Origin of the sequence: Myxococcus hansupus, from assembly GCF_000280925.3 — a bacterium.
Lineage (GTDB): Bacteria > Myxococcota > Myxococcia > Myxococcales > Myxococcaceae > Myxococcus > Myxococcus hansupus.
This window is the reverse complement of record NZ_CP012109.1, coordinates 95,015-108,076: the sequence shown is the minus strand read 5'-3', so window position 1 is coordinate 108,076 and position 13,062 is coordinate 95,015. Positions and strand designations below refer to the sequence as shown.

Sequence of the window (13,062 nt, the reverse complement as noted above, 5' to 3'; positions counted from 1 at the left end):
GCCTATCCCTTCTTCTTCGAGCGGAGCCGGGCCACGACGTCCTGGAGCTGCGCCAGCTCGTCGTCGGAGACGTCCTCGGCCTCGGACAGGTACGCGGCGAACGGCGACAGCGAACCCGACAGCGAGCGCTGAACGAAGTCGCCCACCACATCCCGTAGCAACTCGGATGCCGGCACCGGCGAGGCGTACTGGTAGACGCCCTCCACCTTGCGCCGCGTCAGGTACCCCTTGAGGCGCAGCCGCTCCATCACCGTGAGGATGGTGGAGCGGGCCAGCCCTTGCGGCTCACCGAAGCGCTCGGCCACCTCGCCCACGGTCGCCGGGCCGTGCTCGGCCACGTACCGCAGCACCACCAGCTCCTGCTCTCCCACCGGCTTCTTCATGGACCTTCCCGTGACGACAACTGTAGTCACGAAGAAGGTACGACTGACTACAACCGTAGTCAAGCCGAACGCGGGCGTGACGCCGCCCACCTCGAGGGGGCGTCAACCGCCGTGGGCATCTCTCAGCGCTGGAAGTCCACGCCCACGCCCGCGCCCGCGGTGACCCCGCGCACGAGCGTTCCGTCCGGTTGTGGGAAATGCACGGTCCCACCGGAGCCCCAGGCATAGAAGTGATTGAGGATGCGCTGGCGCAGCTCCAGGCCCGCGGAGTAGCGAGGCCTGTCCCCCAGGCCCGTCAGCACCACGCGCGCCAGGGCCCGCGTCCTGCCCCCCGGAAGCTCGAAGCCCGCGGACACGTCCGCGTCGGTGCGGCCAAAGCCGAAGTACTGCGCGGCCACGCTGCCGAGCAGCAGCACCTCGTTGGCACTCCCCTTCGCGACGCTCACCTCCGCGTAGCCCGAGAAGCCCGTGGGCAGCACCTCGTCCGCGATGGGCGCCTCCGACAGCCCGACGCCCGAGAAGCGGCCCAGCTCGTAGTCCGAGCCGAACATGCCGAAGCGGAAGCGGCCGCCCTGATGGCGGCCCTGGACGGTGACGCTGACCTGCGTGCCGCTGGCCAACTGCCCTTCGAAGGCCACGCCCAGCAGTCCACCGAAGTTCGGCGTCGTCGCCTGGGTGAAGCGCGCGCCGCCGGCCGCCAGGGCCCAGGTGCGCAGCCGCTCACCCTTGTACAGGGCGATGTCGCCGCCCACCGAGGCCATCGTGAGGTCGGGCGTCGTGCCGCCCGCGCGGCCCGCGTCGTGCGCGGCGGACAAACGAATCAGGTAGCGGTCGAAGCGCTTGGCGTCGTCACTGGCCATGCGGCCCAGGTCCAACAGCGCCTCGCCCGCGAAGATGCGCGCGGCGAGCACGTCACTGGCCAGAATCTCCGCGCGAACCGCGCCCTTCACGAAGGTCAGCGAGCCGCCCGCGGGGTGGTAGTCCGGCGCCAGCGTGTTGCTGTAGCGGTTCACGAGATAGCCGCGCCCCAGCGTCTCCTCGGAGAAGGGCTCGATGCGCAGGTAGACGGGGCGACCTTCCTTGCCAATGCGCAGCATGCGCACCACCTGGCCCAGGTCGCTCAGCTCGTCCCAATCCTCGCGGCGCAGGCCACCGCCGTAGTCATCCGTGCGCGTGGGCGCCTCATCCACCACGCGGAAGCGCAGGTTGGCGCCCAGCCGCAGGACGAAGGTCTCCCCGTGCGTCAGCCCGAGCGAGGGATACACCCGCGCGAAGAAGTCCTGCCCGCCGCCCCGCGGTCCCGAAGGCAGACTCAGGCCGCCCAGCTCCAACTGGCCGCTGAAGCCAAACCCCTCACCCCCGGTATGGGTGCTGCCCGGAGGCGCGGGTTCGTCCAGCCGCGCGGCGGAGACAGGGGAGCCCTGCCCCGGAGCCGACGAAGAGACTTCCTCGTCCGAGGACACCTCCTCCACGGAGGAGCTGCCCTCGTATTGCGTGGACACCAAGGCGAGAAGTGCGAAGAGGGGGGCGCCGGTCATCGTCCCCCGACTCTACCCGCCCACGCCGCGAGACGAAGCACACGACTTCGTCCGCGTGTGGGTGGTGCTACGGCGCGTCGGCACACGCGCCCCCGCGCATCAATCACGGGTGGCGCGTGGACTTCACGCTGCGTCAGTCGACTTCAACTTCGTCGAGTTCGACTTCCTGGGTCTGCACGTCATTGGGCCCCAGCTCCTCGACCTCGGACGCGCCCTCTTCCGTGACGCCCTGGGTGTTGCCCGAGCCGCCCACGCCGCTCTTCTTGGCGGCGTCACTCTGCTGCCCGCCCATGAGCGGGGCGTGCTGCACGTCGTAGCGCTCGCCCTCGGAGTTCGTCACGGACGAACCCGCGCCCAGGCCGGGGCCGCCACCACCGGTGGCCTCATCGTCGTAGACGGTGGGCGCGTCCCGCCGGTCACGCCGCTCGTTGTTGGAGACGTTCCCAGCCTCACCCGGGCTGCGGTCATCCCAGCCATCATCGGACGCCGTGTCCACGGAGTCCGGTGCCGTCGTCTCCGAGCCGGAGCCGCCGATGGCGCCCTCATCCGCGCGCGTGTTCGCCGAGTTGCTCGAACAACCCCAGAAAGCCAGTGCCGCCACCGCGGCCATGAGAGGAAGCTTCATGGTGAATCCCCCTTGCGTGAGAGAAGTTGTGCTCTCGACAAGGTGGCGTCATTCGCGGCAGGAACAACCCGCCGGGCATGCCCGTGCCTCCGGGCCCGTCCCAAGGCAGGCGAGCGGGCAAGGGCCCGTCGGCCTCCCGCCTCCGCGGACAGCAGCCGGTCAGCCTTCGTCTTGCACGCAGGGAAGAATGGCGCTGTGCGGGCGCTCCGGGCCCGTGCCCACCAGCAAGCGCGACAGCAGCCGGACGCCGGAGGCGAACAGGCCGTCCTCGGCGCGGTGGAGCGCCTCGAAGAGCGACTCGTCCAGCACCGACTCCTCCGGGTCGATGATGAGTTCCTCTGGCTCCAGGGACTTGAGCAGCGGGCTCTGGTCGAACACCGTCACCATCGGGTGGGTGCGCAGCCGCTGCAGGCCCATGACGGCCAGCTCGTCCAGCCACGACACCAGGGAGTCATCCGCCGCCGCCAGCAGGCGCAGCGCGGGCAGGCCTGCGAGCCCCGCGTGCTCCGCCATCAAGGACACACGGATGCGGCGGATGGCGCGCGCCGTCGCGTCGTTCGGCAGCTCCGCCTCCCAGCTAATGTTCAGCTCGGAGTCCAACCCCAGGCTGCGGTTGGTGGTGTTCGCCGACCCGAGCGTGAGGAAGCAGTCATCCACCACCATCACCTTCGAGTGGATGTATGTGTAGACATCCTCGCCGGTGCGCGCGTCATGGCCCGCGGAGCAATACACGCCAAAGGCGTGCCCCGTCTCCCGCGCCACGCGCTCCAGCGCGCGCAGGAGCCGCACCTGGGCAATGCCCATGGCGAGCTGTTCGCGCAGCGCCTCTGGCTGACGGGGCAACACCAGGACAATCTGGAGGCGCGGCCGGAACGGCGACCGCATGCGCTTCACCAGCGCCTGGAAGATGGCCCGCGAGGAGAAATACTGGTTCTCGATGTAGATGAAGCGCTCGGCCGAATCGATGGCGTCCAGGTACAGCGCGGCCACTTCCTGCACCGCGGGCTGCGGCGGCAGCAGCGTCTTGCCGAACGTACGGCTGATGGCCACCGGCCCCGGCGGCGCCGGCATGCTGGGCGTGAAGTCCACGTCGTCCCGGGACATCTTGGGCAGCCGCAGCTCACCGCCGCCCGCGTGCGCCCAGCGCGCCTCGAACAACTCCGCCATCCGGTCCACCACGGGGCCCGTCAGGACGGACTGCACGTCATGGTAGGGGCCGTGCGGATCTCTCCCGCTGTCGCAGCGAAGGTCTGAACGCACCGGGTGGTCCCGGTCGTCCCAACGACAATCACAGACATCCATGCCGCCGGTGAAGGCGACCGCGCCGTCAATGACGACCAGCTTCTGGTGATGCGCGCCATACAGCGGACTGGAGGCATCGAAGCGGAAGCACACCTGCCCGTTCGCCGTCCAGTTGAAGAGCAGCCGCTGCATCCACTCGCGCTCCATGGCGAGCAGCAGGCTGAAGTCCCACGCCAAGACGTAGATTCGCAGCTCCGGGTTGGCCCGGCACAACTCGTCCAACATGGGCAGCAGCCGCACTTCTCCGTGCGCCTCGCCCAGGTCCTCACCTCGCAACAGCGCGACGTCGCTGTCGAACTGCCAGCCCGTCATCGCGATGTAGCGTCGGGCCTTCCGAGCGGCCCGGTACAGCTCCCGGTAGTAGTCACGCGCGTCCACCAGGACGCCAGCGTCGCTCGCTTCCTCTACCGCCCAGCAATTCCGCCCGGGACTGATGATGCGTCTCAAAGGTGCGTTCCTTCCCGTCGCCGCCTGGCCGCCCCACCTGGCGCCACCGCCAGGCACCTTGCACCTCACGCGCCCCGGAACGCCGCGCGTCAGCCGACGAAGACGATGTGCTTGCCCGTGGCGGCCGTCATGTCGCGGGAAGACATCACCTGCGCCACCTTCTTCACCTCGCCGCCCACGGTGTCGAACGCCGCCGCGATGAGGTCGCCCAGCGTCACCTGCACCTGCTTGGCGCTCCGGCCCGCGCCCTTCACCGCGCTCGCCGTCTTCACCTTCATCTGCTGAGCCTTACGACGGATGACCTGTCCACGCTTCTGAGTCTTCGCCATGATTTCGTCTCCAAGAGTGAGGGGTTTGCTCGTCCTGCTCCCGACCCGCCGCCGCCGACCTGCACGCCCTCTCCCTTCAGCAACGGCCGTGCCGAAACCCAAGTCCTTGATTTCACGAGGACTGGCTGCCTGCTCCCCCACCCTGGGGACCGGACTTCTGACTTTTTTTCAGCCCTGAGCTTCCGGGCCCCGAGGGAAGTTCTTCCGACCGGGGCCTGCATGCGCCCAAGCGCCTCGGCGCGCCGCCAGGGGCAAGTTGCCCCAGCGGGGCATCCCGCCCCACGCCCCCTGCCCCACGCGCGGCGACACATCCCACCTGCCAGCCCACGCGCGGCGCGCGCCGTCCCCCTACTCACAGCGAAGCGCGGGTCACCTGGTTTCATACCGACCGCGCGGGTCGGTATTGCGCCACGGGGAATCCCATACTGAATCTTTCGGAAAATTACATACATGCAAGTCTATTTGAAAATATCGAAAAAAGCCGCTTCAATACGTGTCACTCCCACGAGGACACCCCCCGTATGGAATTGAAGACCCCTGTCAGCGCCACGGCGCCCACGCTTCAGCCGATGTCCTTCCAAGGCATCGAAGTCATCGGCCAGTCGATTCTCGCCATCGTCAACGGCATGGAGCTCGCCCAGTCCCGCGCGCTGCGCATCCTGGGAGAGAACGGCATCGCGCCGCTGAAGGCGGACGCCTGGTACCCGATGCCCGCCCTGCTGAAGTCCTTCCAGCTCGTGTTCGACAAGATTGGCCCCAGCACGGTGCGAACGATTGGCCGGAAGATTCCGGACAGCGCGCACTTCCCGCCGGACATCGACACGTTGGAGAAGGGGCTGCGCGCGGTGGACATGGCCTACCGCATGAATCACCGCGGCAAGGGCGGCATTGGCGGGTACCGCTTCGAGGCGGTGGACCGGCGAAACGCGCGCATGGTGTGTGACAACCCCTATCCGTGTGACTTGGACCTGGGGCTCATCGAGGCCATTGGCGACAGGTTCCGCCCCAAGGATTCGCTTTGGGTGCGTATTGAACATGAGGCCAAAAGCTGCCGGCGCAGGGGCGACAGCGCCTGCACATACAGCATCAATTGGTAGTGGATTACCGCCAGCGGCCGGCTGGCGGTGCAACGCCTCACACCCGTGGGAGGTCCATCATGAAGGAAGTGCTCCAACACATCGCAACCTGCGAGGCGCGCTTCGCAGCGCACCCCTTCTTCGCCGACATGAGGATGGACCGTCCCATTGAACAGGTGATGGCGTTCGCGCCCCGCCTGACGTTCTGGGTGATGACGTTCCAGGACGTGCTGCGCCTCAACGCGCACTTCATCCAGGACGCGCACCTCAAGGCGCTCGCCACGCGGCACCACGCCGAGGAGGGCGGGCACGACCAGTGGTTCGAGGACGACATCTCCGCGCTCACCGGCGGCTCGCTGAGCATCGGCACCATGTATGGCCGCGCCCACGTGAAGACGCGCGACGCGGCCTACGCCATCATCAGCGAGGTGTACCGCCCCGTGGATGACCGGCTGCGCATCGTGCTGCTGTGGGCCCTGGAGTCCACCAGCCACGTCTTCTTCAGCCGCACCGCCATCATCAGCGCGGCGCAAGGCGCGGATGACCGGTTGAAGTACTTCGGCGACCACCACATGCAGGCCGAAGCGCAGCACGCCATGTTCGAGCAGGAGCTGGCCACGGAGCTGGAGGCCATGCGGTTGCCCCCCGAGGTCCGCGCGGACGCGCTGGCCATGGTGGACCGCATCTACGGGGCCTTCGACGCCATGTTCGACGGCCTGCGCATCAACCTGGAGCGGGAGCACGCCGAGGCCCCGGCACCGGGCCTCCAGGCGCACACGTCCCACGAAGAGGTCCTCCCGCTGGAGCTGGAGGAGGACCTGGAAATCATCGTCCTGGAAGAGGACGAGGCCCGCGCCGCCTGAGCCTGGCGGCGCGCGGGCGGTGCTACCGAGCGGGGGGGGAGAGCACGAGGATGAGCTCCCCGCCCACGTACTTGCCCGCCTTCTGGTAGACGGCGCCCTGCCGGCCCAGCTCCACGTCCAGCGTGGGCTGGCGGGGGATGGCCACGCGCACCGTGGCGGTGCCCTCCTTGATGCCCTGGAGCTGCAACGTCGCGTTGGCGCCGTTGGGCAGCTTCACCTCGGAGGCGCTCTTGGCGCTCACCGTCAGCACCTCCTGCGAGAGGCGCTTGAACGAGGTGAAGCTGAAGTTCTGCTTCTGGAACTGCTCCTTCATCTTCTCCAGCTCGGGCGGGTCCACCTCGGTGCCCTTCTTCGAGGCGAGCACCACTTCGACCTGGACCTTGACCTGCTGGTCCTGCGCGCTGGCGGCCAGCGGCATCAGCAGGCCCAGTCCCAGCGCCGCCCACAGCATCCGGCCCGACGATACGTGCGTTCTCACAAGGAGCCTCCCGACGGCCTGGGGGCGTCGGGAGCCGGGCGCGCGGGCACGTTGCGCCCGTTTCCGTCCGGCTGGCCGCCGCCCGTCTGTTCCTGGCGTTCACCACCCTCCGCGCCGGCGGGCAGGACATCCGAGTCCTCGTCCACCAGCCAGATGATGGTGCCCCCATTGTCCGTCTCCATCACCACCGGCGCCACCTCGGCGTTGCGGTAGGGCTGGATGGACTTCACCGTCATGCGCTCGGCGGCGTACCCCACCGGCGCCCGGTCGTTCATCAGCAGGGGCAAGCCCACCAGTACCAGCACGGCGGCCGTGGCCAGCGACGAAATCATCGCGGTGCGCTGGTAGAGGAACATTTCGGACACTGCCAGCTTCAGTCGCTCCATGAGGGGCGGCTTGTCCGGCGTCACCCGCGCCATGACGCGCTGGGTGAAGTCCTTGAAGTCCACGTCGTCCACGGCCATGTCCAGGCCGACGCGCAGCAGCCCGGATTCGGCGCGCAGGTCCGCCGCCCGCCCGGTGCAGTCGCGGCAGGCCGCCAGGTGCCGCTCCACGTTGACGCGCTCGGCCGAGCTGAGCTCGCCGTCGACGTACGGGGACAGCATGGGGACGAAACGCTCACACGCGGGATTACCGGCCATTGGCTTCACCTGCTCGCTGGAAGGGGCTGCGAAAATTGGGACGGCGGGCCTCCTCAGATATTCGAGGCACGCTCACTCACTGCCCACGCCGCTTTTCGCTTCGTCCAACTCCAGGTATTCACTGAGGATTTTCTGAACCTTGGCCCGGGCATGGAACAGGCGGCTCATCACCGTGCCCTTGGGGATGTCCAGGGTGCGAGCGAGGTCGTCGTACGACATGCCCTCGATTTCCCGCAGCAGGAGGATGGCCCGGTGCTTTTCCGGCACCGTGGACAGGGCCTCCTGGATCTTCTCCGCCAGCTCGCGGCGCAGGGCGCTCTTCTGGGGGTTGGTCCCCAGACGGCTGCCCAGCGCGCCAATGCGCGCCTCGGACAGGTCCATGGCCTGGCTCTCGTCGAACTCGACGACTTCGCCGCCACCGCCGCGCTTGCGAATCACGTCGATGCAGATATTGACGGTGATGCGGTAGAGCCAGGTGTAGAAGGACGAGTCGCCCTTGAAGTGGTCCAGGTACTTGTAGACCTTGACGAACGCCTCCTGGGAGACGTCCATCGCTTCCTCCTTGTCCTTCAGCATGCCCAGGGCAACGGCGTACACCTTGCGCTGGTAACGCTCGACGAGGAGTTTGAAAGCGCGCTGGTCGCCGGTCCGGACGCGCTTGACGAGAGTGAGGTCGTCGGTTGCCAAGTAGGTGCGGCAACCTAGCACAAGCGGGTGCAATCCAAGGAGATTCGCACGGGCGACGGCGCCGCCGCCGGGCGGACCGCCCTAGAGACTGACGAGCGCCGCCACCGCCAGTGCGATGGCCAGCAAGGCCAGCAAGGCGCCGAACGTCACCCGGTCCCACTGCCCATCCGCCACCGCCCCGTCCTCGGGCTCCGAGCGGAAGCGGTGCAGCACGTTCCAGAGCATCGCCGGCCCCAGACGGCCGCGCCGCCCTCGGGAGTTCCGGGCGTCCTCCGGCACCGGTGCCTCCTCGTGCGGGCGCATCGCGGGCATCACCGGGGCCTGCAGCGTGGCCGGGGGCCGGGCGTGGGAAGCTTGGGCCAGCAACGGCTCGGAGGCGGGCCGGGCCGCCGCTTCCTCGGAGTGACGGACCTCGGGAGGGGGCTCGAGCTGCACGGCGGCGGCGCGCGTCCGCGCTTCCTCGGGCGTGCGGGCCTCCATCACCCACAGGCCTCGCGTCACGCCGTCCTCGCCGGTGTGCGCGTCTCGCAGCTCGGCGAAGCCCTGCCCCTCCAACGCCTCGCGGAAGGCCTCTCGGGCCTCGGGCTCCGGCGGGTGCTGGGCGGCCGCCGTGGCATAGGCCGCATAGAAGGCCCACAGCCGCGTGGCTCGCTCCGAGCCCGGAAGCTGCGAAGGCGTGAGGTGCGAGGCCAGCAGCGCCGCGTCCGACGCGAAGCGGTGGCCCAGCGCCTCCTGGCCCGGCGTGTCCTGCAAGCGAGGTGGCACCAGGTCCGCCACCGGCTTCAACGGCGGGCGCTCCTGGCCGCCCACGGACGGGTGCGGCGTGGGCGGCGACTGGGTGCGGAAGTCGTCGGACACCTCCAGGAAGCGAGGGTCGAGCCCCAGGCCCTGGGGGTCCTTCCCGCCCGGCACCTTGGGCACCTTCGGGCCCCCCACGTCCGGCGTGCGCGGGAGGCGGTCAATCACGGTGGGGATGCGGATGGAGGACATGGGCAATGCCTCGCTCTGACTGCGGGTCCCGGCCTGGTTGCCACCGAGCTTACCGCGCGCCGCGTCCGCCCGCGGTGGACGCACGTGACGGACGCGGGTTGCCCGGTCCCTCCATTGTCGACGAGACGACGCGCCGGGTTGCGGCCGGGGCTATTCGCCCTCGCGCTCCACCTCGATGGGCGTCGTCATTCCGTTCGCATCCAGACGGACGCGGTACACGGAGTTCTGGCCGTCGCCGTCGAGGTCGCCCCGCGCGATGCAGGACACCTCCGGCTCTCCGACAGGGCTCTCCTGCACCATCACCTGATACTGGAAGCGGACCTTTCCGTCGGGCTCGAAACCGATGCGATGGAAGGCCTCCGACTCCGGAAAGGGCACGCCCTGGCCGCCGCGGGGAATCTCCTTCGGCGAGGGCCCCGCGCTGACGTAGACGCCGTGTTCATCGCGGTAGGACTGCACGGCGTCGCACAAGGCGAGCACGTTGACGCGGGCCTCGGCGTCACTGGGCGGGGCCTCCCCCGCGGCGCGGCGCCCTCCCGAGTTCCTCGCCGCGTACAAGGAGTACCCCAGCGCCCCGATCGCGACGAGGATGAGGAACGGATGGGCCGGCTTTCGAACCGGTAGTGAGTCCCAGGCCATGGCGCGCTCAGCCTCCCCGCGCCCAGTCGCGCGGCTGACGCAGCACCTCCACCAGCCGGGCCTCGGGCGTGCCGGGCTCGGGGTGGTGGTCGTAGCGCCAGCGGACCTGCGGCGGCAGCGACATGAGGATGGACTCGGTGCGCCCGCGCGTCTCCAGGCCGAAGACGGTGCCCCGGTCGTAGACGAGGTTGAACTCCACGTAGCGCCCGCGCCGCACCTCCTGCCAGAAGCGCTGCGCCTGGGTCACCGGCGTGTCCTTGCGCCGCTCCGCGATGGGCAGGTACGCGTCCAGGAAGGCCCGGCCGCAGTCCTGGATGAAGGCGAACTCCTTCTCCAGCTCCCCGCCCATGTTCTCGAAGAAGACGCCGCCCACGCCGCGCGTCTCCTCGCGGTGGCGCAGGTGGAAGTACCCGTCACACGCGGCCTTGAAGCGCGGGTAGTAGTCCGCGTCGTGCTTGTCGCAGGCGGCCTTGTGCACGCGATGGAAGTGCGTCGCGTCCTCGTCGTAGAGGTAGTACGGCGTCAGGTCCGCGCCGCCGCCGAACCAGGCCTTCCCGCCCTGATGGATGAAGCGGTAGTTGGCGTGCACGGTGGGCACGTGCGGGTTGCGCGGGTGCAGCACCAGGGAGATGCCACCGGCCCAGAAGCGGCGGCCCTCGCCCTGGAGCCGCTGCGCGAACTGCTCCTCCAGCTCGCCGAACACCACCGACGTGTTGACGCCGGCCTTCTCCAGCACGGCGCCCTCCTCCAACACCCGGGTGCGCCCGCCGCCGCCGCCAGGGCGAATCCAGGCGTCCTCACGAAAGCGCGCCGTGCCGTCCAGCCGCTCCAGGGCCGCGCAGATGTCGTCCTGCAGCGACCGGGTGAAGGCCTCCATCCGCTCCTTGAGACTCTCCACGTCCACTGTCTTCATTCACGCTCCCAAGGCTCGGCGCCCGCGGCGCCCTCCGCAGGGCCTACACCAACTTCCCGGCTCCGGGGAGGGCTCGCGCGCCCTACGGCTGCATCGAGTATTCGTCAGGGGCCTCGAAGTCCACCGGCGGAACAGCCGGCGCCATCTGCCCCGCCACGTCGAAGGCCTGGATGCGCGCCCGGTAGCTGCGGCCATCCTCCATGGCGAAGGTGCCGCTGCACGCCTCGTGGCCGATGAAGGCGGTGTTGTTGCTCACCGGCACCACGTAGTGCTGCACGCTGGGGCCCGGGCGGCGCGGCTCCAGCTTCACCACCAGGTACGCCGGGCTGTCCTCCTTCAGCGACAGGTTGAGCCGGACGAAGCGCGCGGTGCCCTGGGCGGTGCGGCGCAGGAAGCCCTCGGAGACAGCCGGGCGCTTGAGCCAGCGCGGGGCCTGCTTGTCCGGCCCCTTCCCCGTGCGCCACTCGGGCAGCGCCATGTTGCGGCCATTGAGGAGCGCCACGTTGGGCAGCACCTCATCCACGCGCAGCGTGTAGCGCTTGTCCGCCTCCATCGCGCCCGCGGGCTTGAGGATGATGGTGACGCGGCCCAGGCTGCTCTCCCACCCCCGCTGCGCCACCACCTCCACGATGTGGTTGTCCGCCACCAGCCGCAGCTTCTTGCCCACGAGGGCGGCCACCTGCGGGCGCGCGGTCCCCACGCCTTCCAGCAGGAAACGGGCGTTGGTGGGGATGATGGCGCCCGGTGTGGGGAAGAGCTGCACGCCGTCCCCCAGGCACTGGGCGGCGGCGGACGAGGCGTAGAGCGCGACGAGCAACGGGATGACGAATCTCAGCACCATGCGGCAAGTCTGCGCGCCACCGGTCCCGAAGGCCAGCGAACCGCCCGGAGAAACACACCACGTGCGGGTTTCCCCAGGTCCCGGAACAGCGCTCAGTGCATCCCGCCGTCCTCCTCGGGGACGGAGATGGTGCCGAACTTCGCCTCGTAGCGCTGGATGTTGTCCTGCATCGCCGCCACCAGGCGCTTCATGTGCTTGGGGTTGGTGATGATGCGCGAGCGCACCCGGGCCTTGGGCTGCTGGGGCTGGACGTAGATGAAGTCCAGGGTGAACTCGGTGTCCGAGTGGTTCACCAAGGCCATGTTGACGTACTGACCATTGGCCACGTCGTCATCCATCTGGATTTGCAACTGCATGTCCGGGGGCTTCGGAGTGTCCGCCATGAGGCAGGGGGCATAGCGCCTGCGCTCGCGCGTGGCCAGTGTCACGGCGTGAGCCCGACCGCGGAAACCAGCACCATGGACCCCGAGAAGACGGCCCCTTTCGAGCTGGGCCGGGGCGAGGATGTGTGCCTGCTCCTCCATGGCTTCACCGGGAGCCCCTGGGATGTGCGCCCGCTGGGCGAGGCCCTGGCCGCCCGGGGCCTGCGCGTGGTGGCCCCCCGCCTGCCAGGCCACGGCACCACGCCCCAAGCCCTGCTCCATGTCACCTGGCGCGATTGGCAGGCGGCGGCGGAGCGGGCCCTCCACGCGCTGAACAGGGGCCGAGGCGTCTTCGTGGCGGGGCTGTCCATGGGCGCGCTGCTGGCCCTGGGGCTGGCCGCGAGAAACCCGGAGGCCGTGCGCGCGCTGACGCTGGTGGCGCCCGCGGTGCGCTTCCGCGGGCCGCGCATGTTCCTCATCCGGCAGCTCGCGCGCACCCCGGTGCTGGAGTGGACGCACCCCTGGGTGGCGAAGACGGGCACCGACATCTCGGACCCGGAGGCCCTGGCGGAGGCGCCCGTGCTGCCGGCCTTCCCGGTGGCCCGGCTGCGCGACCTCTGCACGCTTCAGACGCTGGCGATTCCGGACGCCGCGCGCGTGCGTTGCCCCACCCTGGTCGCGGTGGCGGAGCAGGACCACGTGGTGGACCCGGAGGGCGGACGGTGGCTCGCACGCAGGCTCACCTCGGCCCCGTCGGTGCGGGTGCTGTCGCTGCGCCAGGGCTTCCACGTCATCCCTCGCGACACGGCGGGGCCGCTGCTGGCGGTGGAAGTGGGTGACTTCCTGACGCAGCAACAGCAACACGCCTGCTACTGGGAGGCCCCCTCACCGGCTGCTGGTGCCTGAGCGGGGTGCGGCCATGCACCGGCGGAGGGAGCGGCGGCGCGC

At 69.5% G+C, this 13,062-nt stretch carries 16 protein-coding genes; 3 read left to right on the top strand and 13 right to left on the bottom strand.

Translation table 11 applies throughout. The features are described 5' to 3' along the window. Nucleotides 1-2 precede the first annotated feature (2 nt). From A176_RS00475 to A176_RS00455, 5 genes are all read right to left on the bottom strand, one after another. On the bottom strand, nt 3-383 hold the full coding sequence (locus A176_RS00475) for a BlaI/MecI/CopY family transcriptional regulator (RefSeq protein WP_002637484.1): 381 nt from the start codon (nt 381-383) through the stop codon (nt 3-5). A gap of 122 nt (nt 384-505) precedes the next feature. Then, nucleotides 506-1,921 carry a hypothetical protein gene (locus A176_RS00470; RefSeq protein ID WP_002637485.1) on the bottom strand — a complete coding sequence of 472 codons (1,416 nt, stop codon included), beginning with the start codon at nt 1,919-1,921 and terminating at the stop codon, nt 506-508. A gap of 133 nt (nt 1,922-2,054) precedes the next feature. Then, complete coding sequence (locus A176_RS00465; protein WP_044890553.1) at nt 2,055-2,546, bottom strand: hypothetical protein; 492 nt, start codon at nt 2,544-2,546, stop codon at nt 2,055-2,057. Nucleotides 2,547-2,705: 159 nt separating this feature from the next. Further along, nucleotides 2,706-4,295: a phospholipase D-like domain-containing protein gene (locus tag A176_RS00460; RefSeq protein WP_044890554.1), complete on the bottom strand. Its 1,590-nt coding sequence runs from the start codon at nt 4,293-4,295 to the stop codon at nt 2,706-2,708. 89 nt (nt 4,296-4,384) lie between these two features. Beyond that, nucleotides 4,385-4,624 (bottom strand): hypothetical protein, encoded by a 240-nt coding sequence (locus A176_RS00455; RefSeq protein ID WP_002637488.1) that lies wholly within the window; start codon nt 4,622-4,624, stop codon nt 4,385-4,387. Nucleotides 4,625-5,145: 521 nt separating this feature from the next. Here A176_RS00455 and A176_RS00450 point away from each other — a divergent pair. Together A176_RS00450 and A176_RS00445 are read left to right on the top strand one after the other, a co-directional pair. Then, on the top strand, nt 5,146-5,721 hold the full coding sequence (locus A176_RS00450; RefSeq protein WP_002637489.1) for a hypothetical protein: 576 nt from the start codon (nt 5,146-5,148) through the stop codon (nt 5,719-5,721). A 59-nt stretch (nt 5,722-5,780) separates the two neighbouring features. After that, nucleotides 5,781-6,563 (top strand): hypothetical protein, encoded by a 783-nt coding sequence (locus A176_RS00445; RefSeq protein ID WP_002637490.1) that lies wholly within the window; start codon nt 5,781-5,783, stop codon nt 6,561-6,563. A 22-nt stretch (nt 6,564-6,585) separates the two neighbouring features. Here the strand turns inward: A176_RS00445 and A176_RS00440 are convergent, their stop codons facing one another. From A176_RS00440 to A176_RS00405, 8 genes are all read right to left on the bottom strand, one after another. Then, nucleotides 6,586-7,014, bottom strand: a complete 429-nt coding sequence (locus A176_RS00440; protein ID WP_002637491.1) for a hypothetical protein — start codon at nt 7,012-7,014, stop codon at nt 6,586-6,588. 23 nt (nt 7,015-7,037) lie between these two features. Next, a complete protein-coding gene (locus tag A176_RS00435) occupies nt 7,038-7,682 on the bottom strand; it encodes an anti-sigma factor family protein (RefSeq protein WP_002637492.1) in 645 nt (214 codons plus the stop codon). Nucleotides 7,683-7,754: 72 nt separating this feature from the next. After that, nucleotides 7,755-8,369 carry an RNA polymerase sigma factor gene (locus A176_RS00430; RefSeq protein WP_002637493.1) on the bottom strand — a complete coding sequence of 205 codons (615 nt, stop codon included), beginning with the start codon at nt 8,367-8,369 and terminating at the stop codon, nt 7,755-7,757. Between the two features lie 81 nt (nt 8,370-8,450). Further along, nucleotides 8,451-9,359: a hypothetical protein gene (locus tag A176_RS00425; RefSeq protein ID WP_002637494.1), complete on the bottom strand. Its 909-nt coding sequence runs from the start codon at nt 9,357-9,359 to the stop codon at nt 8,451-8,453. A gap of 150 nt (nt 9,360-9,509) precedes the next feature. Further along, on the bottom strand, nt 9,510-9,998 hold the full coding sequence (locus tag A176_RS00420; protein WP_002637495.1) for a hypothetical protein: 489 nt from the start codon (nt 9,996-9,998) through the stop codon (nt 9,510-9,512). Between the two features lie 7 nt (nt 9,999-10,005). Continuing rightward, nucleotides 10,006-10,911: an oxygen-dependent coproporphyrinogen oxidase gene (gene hemF, locus A176_RS00415; RefSeq protein ID WP_002637496.1), complete on the bottom strand. Its 906-nt coding sequence runs from the start codon at nt 10,909-10,911 to the stop codon at nt 10,006-10,008. 82 nt (nt 10,912-10,993) lie between these two features. Continuing rightward, complete coding sequence (locus A176_RS00410; RefSeq protein ID WP_002637497.1) at nt 10,994-11,752, bottom strand: hypothetical protein; 759 nt, start codon at nt 11,750-11,752, stop codon at nt 10,994-10,996. 92 nt (nt 11,753-11,844) lie between these two features. Next, nucleotides 11,845-12,135 carry a DUF3467 domain-containing protein gene (locus A176_RS00405; protein WP_044890557.1) on the bottom strand — a complete coding sequence of 97 codons (291 nt, stop codon included), beginning with the start codon at nt 12,133-12,135 and terminating at the stop codon, nt 11,845-11,847. Nucleotides 12,136-12,210: 75 nt separating this feature from the next. Between A176_RS00405 and A176_RS00400 the strand changes: the two genes are divergently transcribed. Next, nucleotides 12,211-13,020, top strand: coding sequence for an alpha/beta hydrolase (locus A176_RS00400; RefSeq protein ID WP_002637499.1), 810 nt, complete (start codon nt 12,211-12,213; stop codon nt 13,018-13,020). Nucleotides 13,021-13,062: the final 42 nt, after the last annotated feature.

What these genes read in the sequence shown, in the direction of transcription:
- A176_RS00455 (WP_002637488.1), bottom strand. Translation starts at nt 4,624, where the DNA reads ATGGCGAAGACTCAGAAGCGTGGACAGGTCATCCGTCGTAAGGCTCAG.
- A176_RS00425 (WP_002637494.1), bottom strand. Translation starts at nt 9,359, where the DNA reads ATGTCCTCCATCCGCATCCCCACCGTGATTGACCGCCTCCCGCGCACG.
- A176_RS00465 (WP_044890553.1), bottom strand. Translation starts at nt 2,546, where the DNA reads ATGAAGCTTCCTCTCATGGCCGCGGTGGCGGCACTGGCTTTCTGGGGT.
- A176_RS00420 (WP_002637495.1), bottom strand. Translation starts at nt 9,998, where the DNA reads ATGGCCTGGGACTCACTACCGGTTCGAAAGCCGGCCCATCCGTTCCTC.
- A176_RS00435 (WP_002637492.1), bottom strand. Translation starts at nt 7,682, where the DNA reads ATGGCCGGTAATCCCGCGTGTGAGCGTTTCGTCCCCATGCTGTCCCCG.
- A176_RS00475 (WP_002637484.1), bottom strand. Translation starts at nt 383, where the DNA reads ATGAAGAAGCCGGTGGGAGAGCAGGAGCTGGTGGTGCTGCGGTACGTG.
- A176_RS00410 (WP_002637497.1), bottom strand. Translation starts at nt 11,752, where the DNA reads ATGGTGCTGAGATTCGTCATCCCGTTGCTCGTCGCGCTCTACGCCTCG.
- A176_RS00450 (WP_002637489.1), top strand. Translation starts at nt 5,146, where the DNA reads ATGGAATTGAAGACCCCTGTCAGCGCCACGGCGCCCACGCTTCAGCCG.
- A176_RS00440 (WP_002637491.1), bottom strand. Translation starts at nt 7,014, where the DNA reads ATGCTGTGGGCGGCGCTGGGACTGGGCCTGCTGATGCCGCTGGCCGCC.
- A176_RS00405 (WP_044890557.1), bottom strand. Translation starts at nt 12,135, where the DNA reads ATGGCGGACACTCCGAAGCCCCCGGACATGCAGTTGCAAATCCAGATG.
- hemF (WP_002637496.1), bottom strand. Translation starts at nt 10,911, where the DNA reads ATGAAGACAGTGGACGTGGAGAGTCTCAAGGAGCGGATGGAGGCCTTC.
- A176_RS00400 (WP_002637499.1), top strand. Translation starts at nt 12,211, where the DNA reads ATGGACCCCGAGAAGACGGCCCCTTTCGAGCTGGGCCGGGGCGAGGAT.
- A176_RS00470 (WP_002637485.1), bottom strand. Translation starts at nt 1,921, where the DNA reads ATGACCGGCGCCCCCCTCTTCGCACTTCTCGCCTTGGTGTCCACGCAA.
- A176_RS00445 (WP_002637490.1), top strand. Translation starts at nt 5,781, where the DNA reads ATGAAGGAAGTGCTCCAACACATCGCAACCTGCGAGGCGCGCTTCGCA.